This window comes from Variovorax sp. dw_308, assembly GCF_019207085.1.
Taxonomy (GTDB): Bacteria; Pseudomonadota; Gammaproteobacteria; order Burkholderiales; family Burkholderiaceae_C; genus Variovorax.
In genome coordinates, this window is record NZ_JAATOM010000050.1 from 1 (window position 1) to 16286 (window position 16286).

20 protein-coding genes are annotated in these 16286 nt (G+C 66.5%); 9 read left to right on the forward strand and 11 right to left on the reverse strand.

Features of this window, described 5'->3' with window-relative positions; translation table 11 throughout:
- The 5 genes from HCU76_RS35575 to HCU76_RS35595 form a co-directional block, all read right to left on the reverse strand.
- Positions 1 to 648, reverse strand: a 648-nt coding sequence (locus HCU76_RS35575; RefSeq protein WP_218511971.1) for a DUF2242 domain-containing protein, incomplete at its 3' end; no start/stop codon positions are given.
- A gap of 112 nt (positions 649 to 760) precedes the next feature.
- Positions 761 to 1375 (reverse strand): nucleoside/nucleotide kinase family protein, encoded by a 615-nt coding sequence (locus HCU76_RS35580; protein WP_213959848.1) that lies wholly within the window; start codon positions 1373 to 1375, stop codon positions 761 to 763.
- A 4-nt stretch (positions 1376 to 1379) separates the two neighbouring features.
- Positions 1380 to 2336 carry a DUF979 domain-containing protein gene (locus HCU76_RS35585; protein ID WP_213959847.1) on the reverse strand — a complete coding sequence of 319 codons (957 nt, stop codon included), beginning with the start codon at positions 2334 to 2336 and terminating at the stop codon, positions 1380 to 1382.
- Positions 2333 to 3073, reverse strand: a complete 741-nt coding sequence (locus HCU76_RS35590) for a DUF969 domain-containing protein (RefSeq protein WP_213959846.1) — start codon at positions 3071 to 3073, stop codon at positions 2333 to 2335. The genes HCU76_RS35585 and HCU76_RS35590 overlap by 4 nt, the downstream gene beginning before the upstream one ends.
- Positions 3074 to 3233: 160 nt before the next feature.
- Entirely contained in the window at positions 3234 to 4508 is a 1275-nt protein-coding gene (locus tag HCU76_RS35595) for a Glu/Leu/Phe/Val dehydrogenase (protein WP_213959845.1), read from the reverse strand.
- A gap of 226 nt (positions 4509 to 4734) precedes the next feature.
- On the opposite strand from HCU76_RS35595, the gene HCU76_RS35600 reads away from it, so the two are divergent.
- Both HCU76_RS35600 and HCU76_RS35605 read left to right on the forward strand, forming a co-directional pair.
- Positions 4735 to 5175: a hypothetical protein gene (locus tag HCU76_RS35600; protein ID WP_371319961.1), complete on the forward strand. Its 441-nt coding sequence runs from the start codon at positions 4735 to 4737 to the stop codon at positions 5173 to 5175.
- Positions 5172 to 5594, forward strand: coding sequence for a helix-turn-helix transcriptional regulator (locus tag HCU76_RS35605; RefSeq protein ID WP_213959843.1), 423 nt, complete (start codon positions 5172 to 5174; stop codon positions 5592 to 5594). Before HCU76_RS35600 ends, HCU76_RS35605 begins: the two co-directional genes overlap by 4 nt.
- A 52-nt stretch (positions 5595 to 5646) precedes the next feature.
- Here HCU76_RS35605 and HCU76_RS35610 read toward each other — a convergent pair whose 3' ends face one another.
- Entirely contained in the window at positions 5647 to 6336 is a 690-nt protein-coding gene (locus tag HCU76_RS35610) for a YggS family pyridoxal phosphate-dependent enzyme (RefSeq protein WP_213959842.1), read from the reverse strand.
- Between the two features lie 73 nt (positions 6337 to 6409).
- Between HCU76_RS35610 and HCU76_RS35615 the strand changes: the two genes are divergently transcribed.
- The 3 genes from HCU76_RS35615 to HCU76_RS35625 all read left to right on the forward strand — a co-directional run bounded on the left by HCU76_RS35615 (position 6410) and on the right by HCU76_RS35625 (position 9952).
- On the forward strand, positions 6410 to 7453 hold the full coding sequence (locus HCU76_RS35615) for a type IV pilus twitching motility protein PilT (RefSeq protein ID WP_213959841.1): 1044 nt from the start codon (positions 6410 to 6412) through the stop codon (positions 7451 to 7453).
- Positions 7454 to 7633: 180 nt separating this feature from the next.
- Positions 7634 to 8770 carry a PilT/PilU family type 4a pilus ATPase gene (locus HCU76_RS35620; RefSeq protein WP_218511972.1) on the forward strand — a complete coding sequence of 379 codons (1137 nt, stop codon included), beginning with the start codon at positions 7634 to 7636 and terminating at the stop codon, positions 8768 to 8770.
- Between the two features lie 255 nt (positions 8771 to 9025).
- The gene (locus HCU76_RS35625) at positions 9026 to 9952 is read left to right on the forward strand and encodes an NAD(P)-dependent oxidoreductase (protein ID WP_218511973.1); all 927 of its coding nucleotides are present in this window, start codon (positions 9026 to 9028) and stop codon (positions 9950 to 9952) included.
- A gap of 108 nt (positions 9953 to 10060) precedes the next feature.
- Here HCU76_RS35625 and HCU76_RS35630 read toward each other — a convergent pair whose 3' ends face one another.
- From HCU76_RS35630 to HCU76_RS35640, 3 genes are all read right to left on the reverse strand, one after another.
- Complete coding sequence (locus HCU76_RS35630; protein ID WP_213959838.1) at positions 10061 to 10849, reverse strand: BON domain-containing protein; 789 nt, start codon at positions 10847 to 10849, stop codon at positions 10061 to 10063.
- A 144-nt stretch (positions 10850 to 10993) separates the two neighbouring features.
- Positions 10994 to 11632: an SIS domain-containing protein gene (locus HCU76_RS35635; RefSeq protein ID WP_213959837.1), complete on the reverse strand. Its 639-nt coding sequence runs from the start codon at positions 11630 to 11632 to the stop codon at positions 10994 to 10996.
- Positions 11633 to 11823: 191 nt separating this feature from the next.
- Positions 11824 to 12228, reverse strand: a complete 405-nt coding sequence (locus HCU76_RS35640) for a YraN family protein (protein WP_371319962.1) — start codon at positions 12226 to 12228, stop codon at positions 11824 to 11826.
- A 2-nt stretch (positions 12229 to 12230) separates the two neighbouring features.
- On the opposite strand from HCU76_RS35640, the gene rsmI reads away from it, so the two are divergent.
- Positions 12231 to 13172 (forward strand): 16S rRNA (cytidine(1402)-2'-O)-methyltransferase, encoded by a 942-nt coding sequence (gene rsmI / locus HCU76_RS35645; RefSeq protein ID WP_256354733.1) that lies wholly within the window; start codon positions 12231 to 12233, stop codon positions 13170 to 13172.
- 150 nt (positions 13173 to 13322) lie between these two features.
- On the opposite strand, the gene HCU76_RS35650 is transcribed toward rsmI, so the two are convergent.
- Complete coding sequence (locus tag HCU76_RS35650; RefSeq protein ID WP_213959834.1) at positions 13323 to 14051, reverse strand: glutathione S-transferase; 729 nt, start codon at positions 14049 to 14051, stop codon at positions 13323 to 13325.
- A gap of 204 nt (positions 14052 to 14255) precedes the next feature.
- Between HCU76_RS35650 and HCU76_RS35655 the strand changes: the two genes are divergently transcribed.
- The 3 genes from HCU76_RS35655 to HCU76_RS35665 all read left to right on the forward strand — a co-directional run bounded on the left by HCU76_RS35655 (position 14256) and on the right by HCU76_RS35665 (position 15559).
- The gene (locus HCU76_RS35655; RefSeq protein ID WP_213959833.1) at positions 14256 to 15011 is read left to right on the forward strand and encodes an SDR family NAD(P)-dependent oxidoreductase; all 756 of its coding nucleotides are present in this window, start codon (positions 14256 to 14258) and stop codon (positions 15009 to 15011) included.
- 102 nt (positions 15012 to 15113) lie between these two features.
- Positions 15114 to 15305 (forward strand): hypothetical protein, encoded by a 192-nt coding sequence (locus HCU76_RS35660; RefSeq protein ID WP_213959832.1) that lies wholly within the window; start codon positions 15114 to 15116, stop codon positions 15303 to 15305.
- Positions 15302 to 15559 (forward strand): hypothetical protein, encoded by a 258-nt coding sequence (locus HCU76_RS35665; RefSeq protein WP_213959831.1) that lies wholly within the window; start codon positions 15302 to 15304, stop codon positions 15557 to 15559. The genes HCU76_RS35660 and HCU76_RS35665 overlap by 4 nt, the downstream gene beginning before the upstream one ends.
- A 145-nt stretch (positions 15560 to 15704) precedes the next feature.
- On the opposite strand, the gene HCU76_RS35670 is transcribed toward HCU76_RS35665, so the two are convergent.
- Positions 15705 to 16286 (reverse strand): hypothetical protein (locus HCU76_RS35670; RefSeq protein WP_213959830.1); only part of this gene is annotated, 582 nt, incomplete at its 5' end.

Below are 16286 nucleotides of genomic sequence, written 5' to 3' on the forward strand. Positions count from 1 at the left end.
GGTCGTCGGCGCCGCTGGGCCCGCAGCCGCGGCCACCGGCGGCGGATCATCCGCCTGCGTCTCGACGTCCGCTGCCAGGTACTGGTCCAGCAGCACGAAGAAGCGGTCATAGAAGCGGGCGTCCGTCACTGTCTCGCTGGCCACCTTGACCATGGCATCGTCACTCGCGGAAATGGGCACCGACAGCGACCCCAGCACGCCGACGCCGACGCTCGCGGAGTTGTTGGTCTTCTTCAGGCTGTAGCGGTCCTGCAGTGCACTGACGAAGGCCAGGGTGCTTTCGCGCCTGGCCTTGCCCTTGGCCGGCTGCGCCTCCCTGGCGCAGACCACGCGCACCTCGACCTCCAGGTGCACTTCATTGGCCGGCTGGAAGTTCTTGCGGCCGGTCACCAGGTCGGCGTTGGCGCCGGTGATCAGGTAGCCCTGGCTCAGCAGCGCACGGCGCGCCGCCTCGCAGGTCTGCGCGGAAGTCGCCGCAAAGGTACGTGTATGCGTGGTGGTGGAGTCGAACTCCTCGGTGTCATAGGAGATGCGCCGCGCCGAAAACGTGGTGCACCCTGCCAATGCCAGGGCCGCCAGCGCGGCACCGATCGCCCACCAGCGGGCACTCGAAACAGATTCAACGGGGCGGGAACACTTGGACGTCATGGGAGTGGGATGCTACCCGGCACATTGCCGGCCCAACTTCGAGCACGCGCGGCAGGCAAGCGTTCCCCGGTCCAGGACCTGTTCACACTGCCAACGGAAATCGCATGGTCCCTCAAGCGCCCAGATGCACGACATGATGGGCCCGCACGCGCCTGGCCTCGATGAGCCGTGCGTTCGGCTCGTCCGTGGCGGCCACCCATGCGCGGGCGGCCTCGGGGCTGCGACCGAATTGCTCGTGCCGCCGCACCAGCCGCTCATGCCGGAGCGCTTCATCCACGTCGATGTACCAGACCTCGTCGAACAGCGGCGCGATGGTGTGCCAATGCAGCAGGTAGTTGCCTTCGCTGATGATCAACTGCGTCTGCGGCAATACCGCGATGGCCCCGGCGACAGGCTCCTCGATCTCGCGCCGGAATTCGGGCGCGTAGACGATCTCGTCGTCGTCCTGCGAGCGCAGCCGCTCCAGCAACGTGCCGTAGCCGGCCTGGTCGAAGGTGTCCGGCGCACCCTTGCGCTCGGCGCGACCAAGTCGCGTCAGCTCGACGTTGGCCAGGTGGAAGCCGTCCATCGGCACCACCTGCGCACGCTCGCCGAACGCGGCCTGCAACGCGGCTGCGAAGGTCGACTTGCCGGAGCCCGGCGCACCGACCAACCCCAGCAGCCTGCGGCGGCCCGATGCAAGCAAGGATTCGACGCGCTCGAGCGCCGTGGCTGGAACCTGCATCATGCGATCACCTGAACATCAGGAAGTACAACAGGAAGATGTTGACCAGCAACAGCGCGGCCGCGGTGGGTATCTGCACCTTGATCACCGCGTTCTTGTCGGGCAGCTCCAGCAGTGCGGCCGGCACGATGTTGAAGTTGGCCGCCATCGGCGTCATCAACGTGCCGCAGTAACCGGAGAACATGCCGATGGCCGCCATCACCGCCGGGTCGCCGTGGTGGATGCCCACCAGCACCGGCACGCCGACGCCGCCCGTCATCACCGGGAACGCCGCGAAGCCGTTGCCCATGATGATGGTGAAGAGCGCCATGCCCACCACGTAGACGACCACCGCGACCAGGCGCATGTCCATGTTGATGTAGGCCGTGGTGACGTACGCCACCGCCTTGCCGACGCCCGCGTCCGAGAACACCAGGCCGAGCATGCCCAGCATCTGCGGCAGCACCACGGCCCAGCCGAGCGCATCGGTGAGGCGGCGCGATTCGCGCATCGCCTGCGCCGGCGTGTCACGCGTGAGCCAGCATGCGAGGATGAGCGCCACGATGCAGCCGACGCCCAGGCTGACCAGCGTGGTGTTCTTCGGGTCGAGCAGGAAGGCGTCGCCGATCTTCACCTTGCTCATCAGCACCGTGCCGATGACCGTGACCACCGGAATCGCCAGCGCCGGGATGAACAGCTTGTGGCCCAGCCGCGCGGCGCTGGCCTTGGCTTCCTTCTCGGGCAACGCATGGTGCTTGCCGTGGCCGACGCCGCCAAAGCCGGCGATCAATGCCATCAGCACCACGCCCGCGCCCATCCAGACCGGCGGGATCAGGTCGCCGACCAGGAAGACCAGGGCATAGAGCGCCCAGAACAGCGCACTGGTGAAGCGCTTGGGATGGTGGCTGTCGGCCAGCGTCATCCCTGCGGTCAGCAACAGGATCGCGCCGACCAGGTAGTAGAGGTAGTCGATCGAGAGGATCACGATGCGGCCCTCGCGGCTTCATCGCGCGCGGCCTCTTCGGCGAGCGCGCCGTTGGCCAGTTCCTTGTGCAACGCCTTGTCGAGCCGGCGCAGGCGCCACGCGTGGATGATGAAGGCCGAGATCGCCGTCGGAATGCCCCACAGCGCGATGTGCAGCGGCTCGACGTCGATGCCAGCCTCGTGCAGGAAGGTCGACATCAGCACGATGGCGCCGAAGGCCACGAAGATGTCCTCGCCGAAGAACAGGCCGACGTTGTCGGTCGCCGCGGCAAAGGCGCGCAGCTTGTAGCGGATGCGATCGGGCAGGCTGCCGTAGCGCGCTTCGGCGGCACCCTCTGCCATCGGCGCGATCAGCGGCCGCACCATCTGCGGATGGCCGCCCAGGCTGGTCAGGCCGACCGCGGCCGTGAGTTCGCGCGCGGCCAGGTACACGATGAGCAGGCGCCCGGTGGTCGCCGACTTGATGCGGCTGATCCAGTTCTGCGCATGCTGACGCAGGCCATGCCGCTCCAGCAGCCCGATCACCGCCAGCGGCAGCAGGATGATCAGCGGCAGGTTGCGCGTCTTGATGAAGCCGGTGCCGATCTCGGCCAGCACCTTCTCCACCGGAAAGCCCGCGGCAAAGGCGGTGACGATGGCGGTGACGACCACCACCAGCATCGGGTTGAAGCGCAGGGCGAAGCCCGCGATGATGACGGCCACGCCGATGAGCGGCCAGAGACTGACGGTAGTTTGCACCTTGGGATCCCCTTCGATGTTGGAGTCGTTATGAAGAACGACATCCTCGTCCAGCCGGCGCCTGCGTACAAGTCATACCGCCGCCGGTGCGGCGAATGCACGACGCTGTCGCGCCATCGCCGTGGGGAACCCGGCACCCGGGCCGTATCAACTCAAGGCGTCACGGGTACAGGCCGCGCTCCTGCCGCGCCATCAGGATGCGTTCGCAAGCCACGGCATAGGTGGCGGTGCGCAGCGTGATCTTGTGCTTGTCGGCCGTGTCCCAGATGTGGTTGAGCGCGTTCATCATGATGCGGTCGAGCCGCACGTTGATCTCGTCCTCGTCCCAGAAGAAGGACGAGAAGTCCTGCACCCATTCGAAGTACGACACCGTCACGCCGCCGGCGTTGCAGATCACGTCGGGCACCACCAGCACGCCGCGCTCGGCCAGGATGTCGTCGGCTTCCGGCACGGTCGGGCCGTTGGCGCCTTCGAGCACCAGCTTGGCCGTGGTCTTCTTCGCGCGCTCGGCGGTGATCTGGCCTTCCAGCGCGGCGGGGATGAGGATGTCGCAGGCCACGTCCCAGAACTTGTCGTTGGGCACCACGTCGCCGCCCTTGAAGCTCACCGCGCCGGCCACCGTGCGGGCGATCGGGATCAGCTTGGACAGGTCGAGTCCGTTCTCGTTGACGATGGTGCCAGTGTGGTCCTGCACCGCGACGATCTTCGCGCCCGCCTCGGCAAACAGTTCCGCCGCCACCGAGCCCACGTTGCCGAAGCCCTGCACCGCGATGCGCGCGCCGCGCAGGTCGAGCCCGAGCCGGCGCGCCGCCTCCCGGCCGGTGACGAACACGCCACGTCCCGTCGCCTTGACACGGCCGAGCGACCCGCCCAGGTGCAGCGGCTTGCCCGTGACCACGCCGGTGGCCGTGCCGCCGACGTTCATCGAATAGGTGTCCATCATCCAGGCCATGATCTGGCCGTTGGTGTTGACGTCGGGCGCGGGGATGTCGGTGTGCGGGCCGATGATGATGCCGATCTCGCTGGTGTAGCGGCGCGTGACCTTTTCCAGTTCCTTCAGCGACAGCGTCTTCGGGTCGACGCGGATACCGCCCTTGGCGCCGCCGTAGGGCAGGTTCACCGCGGCGGTCTTGACCGTCATCCAGGCCGACAGGGCCATCACTTCTTCCAGCGTCACGTCGGGGTGGAAGCGCACGCCGCCCTTGCCCGGTCCGCGCGACATGTTGTGCTGCACCCGGTAACCCTCGAAGTGCGCGACGCTGCCGTCATCCATCTCGATCGGCACGTCGACGATCAGCGCGCGCTTGGGGCGCTTGAGCGTCTCCGACCAGCGCGCGAGGTCGCCGAGATACGGAATCACGCGGTCGACTTGCTGGAGATAGGTGCCCCAGGGGCTGTTGGGAGTGGGATTGACGAAGGAAAGTTTTTCGCTCATGACGAAGCCTTGGTTGCCTTGGGTGGATGGATGGGCTGGACGATAGCCCTGTCGCCCGTGAAGCGCCACGCTTATGCGTGGATGCAGCGGGTGTTATGCGAAAGAGGTAAGGGGAATCCCGATGGAAGGCCGCGCCTTGCAGGTGATCGACTCGATCTTCGAAGGGCTGAGGCCTACGGAGCCTTGCCTGCTTGCGCATGCATAAACACAATGATAAAGTTGTGTTGTGATTCCCCCATTCGACTCCACCACTGGGAACCTTCCCGCAGGCGAGCACACTGCCACCTGGCAGGAGATGCTCGCCCGCTATGGCATCACCCCGTGGCGACTCAAACTGCTCGCCGGAATGCTGGATGCGTTGCGTCTGTTGAAGGCAGCGGGTTGCAAGCGCGTCTTCATCGACGGCAGTTTTGTCACTTCGAAAGAGGTGCCTGGTGACTTTGACGCCTGCTGGGATGCAGACGGCGTGGACTTTGACCTGATCGACGAGCGACTGCTGACATTCGACCGGGGCCGCGCCACGCAAAAAGCCGCTTTCATGGGCGAATTCTTCGTCGCCGACAGTGGCGCCGACCCGCAAGGGACTTTGTTTCGCGATTTCTTCCAGACCGACCGCGAGGGCCGACGAAAAGGCATCGTAGTCATCGATTTGAAGGACCTGCCATGATCACCAACCAACGCCAGTACATGATTGCCCAGAGCGCGGCCGACCGATTTCGCCAGGCTCTCGCAGCACCCGATGCGGGGGGGCTGCATCCAAAGGCGGCAAAGGCGATGCGGGATGGTGTGCGTAGCCAGCTTGATGACCTGGAAGAGGAACTGGCCGAATACGACGCCTTGCGCCAAGGGAGCGTGACTTCACTCGAGGCCGAGTCCATCGTCGGGATAGGCGGCGCGCTGATCAAGGCACGCATCGTGCGCAACCTGACGCAAAAGGAGCTTGCTGAGCGACTGGATATTGCCGAACAGCAGGTGCAGCGCTACGAAGCAACGCAATACCTGAGTGCTTCGACCGAGCGATTGCAGCAAGTCGCCGACGTCCTGAAGCTTCGGGTGCACGAGGTCTTCACCCTCGACCCGGCCTGACCCGCCGGTTGCAAATCTTCGAAGTGCGTTGCGCCGCAGCCCGTGGCGTCCCTCAGCCCCGCCCGCCAAATATCGCCGTCCCGATCCGCACCATCGTGCTCCCCGCCGCAACCGCGGCTTCAAGGTCCGCCGACATCCCCATCGACAGCACGTCGAGCGCGATGCCGTCGGCCCGGATCTGCTCATAGACGGCAGCCGCTCGCAGGAATAACGCCCGCTGCGCCTCGAAATCCGCCGCCGGCTCCGGAATCGCCATCAAACCCCGGAGCCGGAGCCGTGGCAGCGCCGCAACGGCCCGCGCCAATGCCAGCGCCTCATCCGCCGCCACGCCCGACTTGTTCGCCCCGCCATCCACGTTCACCTGCAGGCAGACCTGCAATGGCGCCAGTCCGGCCGGCCGCTGCTCGCTCAGCCGCTCGGCGATCTTCAGCCGGTCGATGCTGTGCACCCAGTCGAATTGCCCGGCCACGGGCCGCGTCTTGTTGCTCTGCAACGGGCCGATACAGTGCCATTCGATTTCGCCGCGCAGATCGGCGAGCATCTCGATCTTGGCCAGGCCCTCCTGCACGTAGTTCTCGCCAAAGGCGCGCTGGCCTGCTGCGCGGGCCTCCCGCAACGCCTCGGCCGGAAACGTTTTCGACACTGCAAGCAGGCGCACGCTTGCAGGATCTCGCCCAGCCGCTGTGCAGGCCGTCACAATCCGCGCCTGAACTTGCTGGAGCTTGTTCGCAATCATCGTCATAATCGTCAAAAATCGTATCAAAACGTCACCGGACGGATTTCGGCCGGCGCGTCACTGCTGATTGAGGAGCCTCGTGGACATTACCCAATTGCTGGCGTTCAGCGTCAAGAACAAGGCCTCGGACCTGCACCTTTCCTCGGGGCTGCCCCCGATGATCCGGGTGCACGGCGATGTGCGGCGCATCAATGTCGACGCGCTCGACCACAAGCAGGTGCATGCGATGGTGTATGACATCATGAGCGACACCCACCGCAAGCACTACGAAGAGTTCCTGGAAGTCGACTTCTCGTTCGAGATCGAAGGCCTGGCCCGCTTCCGCGTCAATGCCTTCAACCAGTCGCGCGGCGCGGCAGCGGTGTTCCGGACCATTCCCTCGAAGATCCTGTCGCTGGAGCAACTCAACGCGCCGAAGATCTTCGCCGACCTGGCCCTGCGCCCGCGCGGCCTGGTGCTGGTGACGGGGCCGACCGGCTCCGGCAAGTCGACCACGCTGGCGGCGATGGTCAACTACCTCAACGAAACCGAGTACGGCCACATCCTCACGGTGGAAGATCCGATCGAGTTCGTGCACGAGTCGAAGAAGTGCCTGATCAACCAGCGCGAAGTCGGCCCGATGACGCTGAGTTTCGCCGCCGCCCTGCGCTCGGCGCTGCGCGAAGACCCGGACGCGATCCTGGTCGGTGAAATGCGCGACCTGGAAACGATCCGCCTGGCCATGACGGCGGCTGAAACGGGCCATCTGGTGTTCGGCACGCTGCACACGTCCTCCGCGGCCAAGACCATCGACCGGATCATCGACGTGTTCCCCGGCGAAGAGAAGGACATGATCCGCGCGATGCTCTCGGAGTCCTTGCAGGCCGTGATCTCGCAGACGCTGTGCAAGACCAAGGACGGCCAGGGCCGCGTCGCGGCACACGAGATCATGCTGGGCACGCCCGCCATCCGGAACCTGATCCGCGAAGGCAAGGTCGCGCAGATGTATTCCTCGATCCAGACCGGCCAGGGCCAGGGCATGCAGACGCTGGACCAGAACCTCACCGACCTTGTTCGCCGCAGTGTTATTTCCGCGGCAGAAGCGCGCGGCAAGGCCAAGATTCCCGAGAATTTCCCCGGCTGACCATGGCTCTCCCCCAGGTCGTTGCGCACTGCGTGCGCCACTCTCACCCCCTCACCGGGGGCGACACCAGCGGCCCGGCAAAGCCGGTTCCGCGGTGTCCCTGGAAGGGGATGGCTTGCATTCTGGACTTCGGCATCTTCGACATCAGCGTGAGCAACTAAGCGACAACAGGAGTTCATCATGGAACGCGATCAAGCCAGCCAGTTCATCAACGACCTGCTCAAGCTCATGGTGAGCCGCAACGGCAGCGACTTGTTCATCACTGCGGACTTTCCGCCGGCGATCAAGGTCGACGGCAAGGTGATCAAGGTCTCGGGGCAGGCGCTCGGTGCGCAGCACACGCTGGCCTTGGTGCGCTCGATCATGAACGACCGGCAGACGGCCGAGTTCGAGCGCACCAAGGAGTGCAATTTCGCGATCTCGCCGACCTCGATCGGACGCTTCCGCGTGAACGCCTTCGTGCAGCAGGGCAAGGTCGGCATGGTGATGCGGACCATCCCGCAGAAGCTGCCGACCATCGACGGCCTGGGCATGCCGCAGATCCTGAAGGACGTGGCGATGAGCAAGCGCGGCCTGACCATCCTGGTGGGCGCGACGGGCTCCGGCAAGTCGACCACGCTGGCCGCCATCGTCGACTGGCGCAACGAGAATTCGCAGGGCCACATCGTGACGGTGGAAGACCCGATCGAGTTCGTGCATCCGCACAAGAACTGCGTGGTGACGCAACGCGAAGTGGGCATCGACACCGACAGTTGGGAAGCGGCGCTCAAGAACACGCTGCGCCAGGCGCCGGACGTGATCCTGATGGGCGAGATCCGCGACCGCGAGACGATGGACCATGCCATCGCCTTCGCCGAGACCGGCCACCTGTGCCTGGCCACGCTGCATGCCAACAGCGCCAACCAGGCGCTGGACCGCATCATCAACTTCTTCCCCGAGGAGCGCCGCGCGCAGTTGCTGATGGACCTGTCGCTGAACCTGCGCTCGCTGGTGTCGCAACGCCTGATCCCGACCGAAGACGGGCGCGGCCGCGTCGCGGCGGTGGAGATCCTGCTGAACACGCCGCTGATCTCCGACATGATCTTCAAGGGCGAAGTCGGCGAGATCAAGGAGATCATGAGGAAGAGCCGCAACCTCGGCATGCAGACCTTCGACCAGGCGCTGTACGACCTGTTCGAATACAACGCGATCTCGCTGGAAGACGCGCTGCGCAACGCCGACTCGCAGAACGATCTGCGGCTGCAGATCAAGCTCAACAGCCAGCGTGCGCGGACCACGGACCTGTCGGCCGGCACGGAGCACTTCGCGATCGTCTGAGGCTTGTGCCTGTTCGGTCGCAGCCAAAAGCGGACTTGGCCGTACGCAGAGGACGCGAAGGTTACGCGAAGGACGCGAAAGAAGACCAAAGGCTTTCATTGTGAGCCTTGGCTTCTTTGGCTTCCTTGCCTTCTTTGCGTCCTTCGCGTTTCTTTGCGTCCTTCGCGTCCTTCGCGTACGGTCAAGCCCGATCCCGCATTCGTGTAGTTCCCACAAGGCGGCTGACATGACACGCGGCGTTGATAAGCTCGCCGGATGACTTCCCTCATCTCCTCCAGGACCTACGACGCCATTCCCCCACGCAAGCTCGCCTTCCTTGGCCTCGGCGTGATGGGCTATCCGATGGCAGGGCATCTTGCCCTCGCGGGTCACAGCGTCACCGTCTACAACCGAACCGCCGCCAAATCAGCCGACTGGGTTGCGCAACTCACAGAGGCCAAGGCGCCGGGCACGCTGGCCCATGCCACCACGCCGCGCGAAGCCGCTGCGGGAGCCGACATCGTGTTCTGCTGCGTCGGCAATGACGACGACTTGCGTTCCGTCGTGCTCGGCGACGACGGCGCGTTCGCAGGCATGACGAAGGGCGCAGTGTTCGTAGACCACACCACCGCGTCGGCCGACGTGGCGCGCGAGCTTTCCAGGTCGGCGCTGGCCGCGGGCCTGCAGTTCATCGATGCCCCGGTGTCGGGCGGCCAGGCCGGCGCCCAGAACGGTGGGCTCACCGTGATGTGCGGCGGCGACGCGGCCGCTTTCGAGCAGGTCAAGCCGGCGATTGCGCACTTCGCACGCGCCGTCACCTTGCTGGGCGACAGCGGCGCGGGCCAACTGGCCAAGATGGTCAACCAGATCTGCATCGCCGGGCTGGTGCAGGGTTTGAGCGAGGCCATCGCCTTCGGCCAGCGCGCGGGCCTGGACATGGAGGCGGTGCTCGCGGTCATCGGCAAGGGCGCGGCGCAGAGCTGGCAGATGGACAACCGCGGCAAGACCATGATCGACGGCAAGTTCGACTACGGCTTCGCGGTCGACTGGATGCGCAAGGACCTGGGCCTGGTGCTCGACGAGGCCAAGCGCAACGGTGCGCGCCTGCCGGTGACGGCGCTGGTCGACCAGTTCTACGCAGATGTGCAGCAGGCCGGAGGCCGACGCTGGGACACCTCAAGCCTGATCACGCGATTGAAGTAAAGGCGGCTCTTGCGACTTTGCAATCGAGCGCAGGACAAGGCGGAGCGCCGCAGACAGTGCTGTAGCAAGGCAATCCAGCGCAGTGATGCGTTTGATTGCGAAGTCGTATCAGCGAACCGGCGAGGTCACCACGCCATTGTTCGCGGGCGGCGCGCCGTTCGCCGGCGGCAGCGGCGCCATTGGCGGCAGCGGCACGCGTGACGACGACGCAGAAGTCCCCGCCCCCGCGTCCTGCACCGGCGCCTGCGCCGGCGCGGCGGGCGCGGCAGCGCTACCCGTGCGCTGCATATTGGCCAGCTCGGCATCGGTGACGATATCGAGCACACGCACCACCTTCGAGACGCCCGAGACGCCGCGCGCGATGTCGCTGGCGCGGTCGGCCTCGCGGCGCGTGGCGATGCCCATGATGTAGACCACGCTGCGCTCGGTCACGACCTTGAATGAGTTGGCAAAGATGTCCTTGGCATCGAGCAGGGAGGCCTTGACCTTGCCGGTGAGGTAGGTGTCGTTCGAGCGGTCGGCCAGGTTGCTGCCCGGGCCCACCACGACTTCGTTGACCACCGCGCGCACGTTCTCGATGCGCTGGATCTCGCTGCCCACGCGCTGCTTGTCGGCCTCGCTGCCGACCGTGCCGACCAGCAGCACCTGGCGGTTGTAGCTGACCACCGTCACGTTCATGTTGTCGTTGGCGATCTGGCTGACGCGCGCGGCGCCGCGCAGTTCGATGGCCTGGTCATCGACCTGCACGCCCGAGCTGCGGCGGTCCGTCGCGACCATGCCCGCACCCGCCACCGCCGCGCCGCCCACCACCAGCGGCACGCAGCCCGGAAGGCTGGCGGCCAATGCGGCGACCGCTGTGAAGGCAATGAGCAGGCGTTGTGCGGAACGGGTCTTCATGGACGGTTTTTCCTGTGCGTTTTGGGGTGCAAGCAGCGGTCGCGCAGTCAGTTTAGCCCACTGTTTTTCATGCGAGCGATGCCAGGAAGGCGTGAAGATTTCGCAGCGAGGTCGGTAGCCGCAGTAGAAATATTCACAGCTTCTTCAGGCCGGGAGTTGCGATGCGTCGTTCTCCTGCTCGCCGAGCAGTTGCGCGTCCACGCCATCGCAGAGGCAATGCAGGGCCAGCAGGTGGACTTCGTGGATGCGCGCCGCGCGTTCGTGGGGTACGCAGACCTGGACATCGGTCTCGCGCAAGGCGCGTCCGACGACGCCGCCATTGCTTGTGCGTCCGCCGCCGGGCGCGAGGCCGAGCAAGGCCACGACAGTCATGTCGCGCGCATGCGCCGCCTCCACCGCGGCCAGGACCCCCGCCGATTGGCCGCTGGCGCTGAGCACCAGCAGCACGTCGCCGGCCTGGCCCAGGGCGCGCACCTGGCGCGCGAAGCGGTCGGCGTCGGCGGCCTGGGGCGTATCGGCCAGCGGGTCGGCGCTGTCGCCGGCGAGCGCGATGGCGCCGAGTTCCGGCCGGTCGCGTTCGAAGCGGCCCACGAATTGCGCAGCGAACTGCGCGGCCAGCAAGCCGGACACGCCGGCGCCGCACGCGAGGATCTTGCCGCCGCTGGTGACGCACGCAAGCAGCGCCTGCATTGCCTGGGAAATGGGCTTGCTGAGGACAGTGCCCGCCTGGTACTTGAGGTCGGCGCTGTCGATGAAGTGCTGCTGGATGCGTTGCTCGAGCATGGTCCTGATGTTAACGATGTACTTGGCTATTGAAGGCCGATGGCCGCAGTGGTTCCTTGCCAGCCTTTACGGTGTGCAGATTTCGTAGCGAGGGCGCTGCCGGGAGGCCGGTTCGCGGAGCGGAACCGTACTCCTGTACGGTGAGCACCGCAGGCCCGAGATCGGCGTCCGCAGTAGAAATATTCACACCTTCAGGAGAATGCGCCCTGGAGCCACTCGATGCGGCCGGCCTCGACCAGCACCACGTCAAAGCGGCACGGCGGCAGGGTGCGCAGTTTCATCAGGTAGTGCCGCGCGGCGAGGATGACGCGATGCTGCTTGAGGCCGGTGATGCTGCCACCGGCGCCGCCATGCGAGCCGCTCGCACGCCGCCGCACCTCGACGAACACCAGCGTCTGGTCGCGCGGGTCGCGCATGATCAGGTCGATCTCGCCGCCGCCGCGACCCGGGGTCCGATAATTGCGCGCGACAAACACGAGGCCCGCCTCGAGCAGATGCGCAAGCGCCGCGTCCTCGCCGGCATCGCCGCGCTGCTTGGTTGTCACGCCGGTGCGCACAGCACCGCTTCTTCCTGATGGCTTGTTCTGGAGAAACACCTTTGAGCTCCCTGATACCCGCCTCGTTCGGCGCCGCACTCCAGGCGGCACGCGATGCCGCGGGTGCGCAGCATTATCCGCAAGGCACGCTGTACGTCGTCGCGACGCCGATCGGCAACCTGGCCGACATCACCTTGCGTGCCCTGCATGTGCTGGAGATCGCCGATGCCATCGCCTGCGAGGACACGCGCCACACCCAGGGCATGCTGCGCGCCTATGGCATCGACCGGCCGGGCGCGCGACTGCTGGCCGTGCACCAGCACAACGAAGCCGAGGCGGCGCACGGCGTGATCGCGCGACTGGCGCAAGGGGAACGCATCGCCTATGTGAGCGACGCCGGCACGCCCGGCGTGAGCGACCCCGGCGCGCGACTTGCAGCCGCGGTGCGCGAGGCCGGCCACCGGGTGTTGCCTCTGCCGGGAGCGAGCAGCGTCACGACGCTGTTGAGTGCGGCCGGCCTGGTGGGCGCGGAGGACGACGGCAGCGCCTTCGTCTTTGCCGGCTTCCTGCCGACCAAGGCCGGCGAGCGCGACGCGGCCGTGCAGCGGCTCGCGCAGGAGCCGCGCGCGGTGCTGCTGCTGGAAGCTCCGCATCGCATCGAGGCGATGGCGCGCGCACTGGCCGTGCTGGGGACGCGACGGGTGACATTGGGTCGCGAGTTGACCAAGCAGTTCGAGGAGATCGCGACCGTCCCCGCGCAGGACCTGGCCGGCTGGCTGGCCGCGGGATCGCAACGCACGCGCGGCGAATTTGCCCTGGTGCTGCACCCTGCCGCGAAGACGCCGGACGGCGCCGGCGACGGCGAGCGCGTCCTGAGACTGCTGCTGGCCGAGTTGCCGGTGAAGACGGCGGTGAAGCTCGCCGCGGAAATCAGCGGCGCGCCGCGCAACGGGCTCTATGAGATGGCGCTGAAGCTGCGGGCGGGCGATTCGCGCGAGGACTGAACGGCACGGCCTGATTCGGTTTCACGGCACGCATGAAACGAGGGTGAGCACCGCCTGTTCGTGGGCACCCGCGGAACCGGCTTTGCCGGGCCGCTGGGTGCGCCCCCTTGAGGGGGAGCGCCGCAGGCGCATTCGGGGGTGGGTTTCATTTCACTCATCCAGCTCCGGATAGCGCCTGAAGATCCCATCCTCGTTGAAAGCAATCCGCCGCGGGCTTTTCAGGTACTCCTGCACCCGCTGCCGCCGCGCCACGTTGTCGTGCAGCTTCACCACCGCCGGGGCCGCCGCCAGTGCACGGGCGGAGGCCTTCGGGAAGGCGTAGCGCAAGCCTTCCACCAACTGGAACAGCGACAGGTCCGCATAGCTCAGCGTATCGCCGACGAGGTGCGTGTCGCCGACGGGGTTGCGTCGCAGCACCTGCTCGAACCAGTTCAGGAACTTGGGGATGCGCTCCTCGCGGAACGATTGGGCCACGCGCGCGGCTTCGGGCTTCTGGTCCTCGTAGTAGAGACCGGTGCCGACCGGGTGGTGCGTGTCGTGCGCCTCGGCCACCGCGTCCGCGATGGTGAGCTGGATCTGGTGGGTCCAGACCCGCTCCTGTTCCGTGTCGCCGACAAGGTGCAGGCGCGGGCCGAGGTACAGCAGGATGGCGGCGGTCTGGCCGATCACGACGCTGCCGTGGACGAGAAAAGGCGGCGCGAAAGGCGGCCAGGGATTGTGCGGGTCCTTCAGGTGACGCACCAGGGCCGTCTGGCCGCCGCCGCGCCCGGGCTTTTCGCGCGCCACGTCGACGTAGTCGACGCCGCTCGCCTCGAGCGCCAGCCGGACGAATTCGCCACGGCCCTGGATCGTGGGCCAGTAGTGCAGTTGGTAGGTCATCTCGAATAGTCTCGATATTTTTGCCGTGTTTCGCTTGCAAGCTTCAAGCCAGACCCGGGCGCGCAGCGATGGCTGCGCTGGTATCCGCGCAGGGCAAAGTCAGGGTTGACCCGAAGAAATGGACTTTGATCGACACTCGAACTAACTCGTTTCGCCGCTACAGTCTCCCCTTCCCTCCCTCCTTAATTTCCCGAAAGAGTCGCGATGTCCCATGCCATCTATCCCTCGCTGAAGGGCCGTACCGTTTTCATCTCCGGAGGCGCCTCGGGCATTGGCGCCGACGTGGTCGCGGCCTTCGCGGCGCAGGGCTCGAACGTCGGCTTCGTCGACATCGACGACAAGTCGGGCGAGGCGCTGGCGCAGAAGCTCGGCGCCGGCACGGTGTTCTACCAACACTGCGACATCACCGACATCGAGGCCCTGCGTGCCGCCATCGCCGCCGTGCGCGCGCGCTTCGGCCCGATTGGCGCGCTGGTCAACAACGCCGCCAACGACACCCGCCACAAGGTGGCCGAGGTGACGCCCGAGTTCTTCGACCGCACGGTGGCGGTCAACCTCAAGCACCAGTACTTCGCGGCCCAGGCGGTGGCGCCGGACATGGCGCAACTGGGCATGGGCAGCATCATCAACCTGGGTTCGGTGAGCTGGATGAACAAGAACGCCGACCTCTCGGTCTACGCCACCTGCAAGTCGGCGGCGCAAGGCCTCACGCGGACACTCGCGCGCGACCTCGGCAAGCAGAACATCCGGGTCAACACGATCGTGCCGGGCTGGGTGATGACGGAGCGCCAGCTGAAGCTCTGGGTCAAGCCCGAATCCGGCGCCGAGATCGACGCCGCCCAATGCCTGCCGGGCCGCGTGATGGGCACCGACATCGCCGCGATGGCGCTGTTCCTGGCGGCGGACGATTCGCGCATGTGCAGCGCGCAGAACTTCATCGTGGACGCCGGCTGGAGCTGATCGGCGCCAAGCGACAGTTCGGACACGTGCTTGTGACTTTTGTGAACTTTCGTATGTGAAATTTGCTGGATTTCAGATCCGAATGTAAGCACAATCGCTTACATGTCACAAAGAGCACACAGTTCTCACGAATGGTGGAAAGATAAGTCCGACCCGACGGAGTTGGCGGCTTTCCGGGAGTCCTACCTTGCGGCGGAACGCGAACGGCGCAAGGCCGGATGGCGCCGCAACATGATGCTGCTGGTGCTGGCGGTGGCCACGCCACTGTTGATCCGCCTGGTGGTTGCCTTGTGAGTCTGGGGGATTCGTCACGCGAGCGCCTGGAGGGGCCGGCGGACGGTGCGCTGCGCCTGACTGGCGATCAACTGTTTCAGATTGCCCGCACGGTGCGCGCACAGCCGGCGGCCGACGCCCGGACCGCCCAGGCCGTGGCCACCGCGCTGGAGTCCGTCGCGCAGCGGCGGGCCGCGCGCGAACGGCTGCGCAAGGAATTCAGCACCTTCCCTTCATTTCGCAAGGCGGCGAAATGGGCGACTTCCACTTTCTGAGGCAGCGCCGCTTTCGGGCCATGCCGGCGCGGGTCGCGCGCAATGCCGCCGGTGCCGCGATCCGCAGCGGATCCGGTCGAGGTTCAAACGCCCATTGACGCGGGAGCCCGGGTGCCGGGATGCGACGTGGCGAACGGCCCAGGCATTACGGCCTGTGAACGAGCACATGCCCCCGACACGCCACCACGCCGATCCACGCCAGCACCGCCGCGAGCCCCAAGCCGGCCTGTGTGAGCGCCAGCCCGGCCGGCCCCCATTGCGCGACGGCCAGGCCCACGCCCATCGTCAGCGCCGCGTAGCCGATGGCGGGGCGCAAGGGCGACGTGCCCTGGCGGCTGCGTCGGTCCGGCGACCAGAGCTGTCCCGTCCATGCGAGCGACCAGGCGCTCCCATGCGCCAGTGCGACGCCGAGCAGGTTCCACGGCGCGCTCGCCCAGACGGCCGCGACTGCGCCCGCCGCCAGCAGCAGCGTGCACGCCAGCGCCAGGACGCGCGCCGGCCAACGGCCGACCGATTGCCGAAGCAACAGTGCCGGCAGGAACATCGCGGCGAAATGCAGCGCCACCATGCCCTGCGGCGCCATCGCGTCGGTGCGGCACCAGGCCACCATCATCGGCAGCGTCGCCATCATCGGCAGCATCGCCAGGCCGGCGAGCAGCACCGGCCATTGCTGCGCGTCGCGCCACGCGCCAGCGGGCCACGCGGGTAGCGAGCAGTCGAACAGGCC

Excerpts from the sequence above, each read along its gene's own strand:
- HCU76_RS35580 (WP_213959848.1), bottom strand. The coding sequence starts at position 1,375 with ATGATGCAGGTTCCAGCCACGGCGCTCGAGCGCGTCGAATCCTTGCTT.
- HCU76_RS35595 (WP_213959845.1), bottom strand. The coding sequence starts at position 4,508 with ATGAGCGAAAAACTTTCCTTCGTCAATCCCACTCCCAACAGCCCCTGG.
- HCU76_RS35605 (WP_213959843.1), top strand. The coding sequence starts at position 5,172 with ATGATCACCAACCAACGCCAGTACATGATTGCCCAGAGCGCGGCCGAC.
- HCU76_RS35610 (WP_213959842.1), bottom strand. The coding sequence starts at position 6,336 with ATGACGATGATTGCGAACAAGCTCCAGCAAGTTCAGGCGCGGATTGTG.
- HCU76_RS35620 (WP_218511972.1), top strand. The coding sequence starts at position 7,634 with ATGGAACGCGATCAAGCCAGCCAGTTCATCAACGACCTGCTCAAGCTC.
- HCU76_RS35625 (WP_218511973.1), top strand. The coding sequence starts at position 9,026 with ATGACTTCCCTCATCTCCTCCAGGACCTACGACGCCATTCCCCCACGC.
- HCU76_RS35630 (WP_213959838.1), bottom strand. The coding sequence starts at position 10,849 with ATGAAGACCCGTTCCGCACAACGCCTGCTCATTGCCTTCACAGCGGTC.
- HCU76_RS35635 (WP_213959837.1), bottom strand. The coding sequence starts at position 11,632 with ATGCTCGAGCAACGCATCCAGCAGCACTTCATCGACAGCGCCGACCTC.
- HCU76_RS35650 (WP_213959834.1), bottom strand. The coding sequence starts at position 14,051 with ATGACCTACCAACTGCACTACTGGCCCACGATCCAGGGCCGTGGCGAA.
- HCU76_RS35655 (WP_213959833.1), top strand. The coding sequence starts at position 14,256 with ATGTCCCATGCCATCTATCCCTCGCTGAAGGGCCGTACCGTTTTCATC.
- HCU76_RS35660 (WP_213959832.1), top strand. The coding sequence starts at position 15,114 with ATGTCACAAAGAGCACACAGTTCTCACGAATGGTGGAAAGATAAGTCC.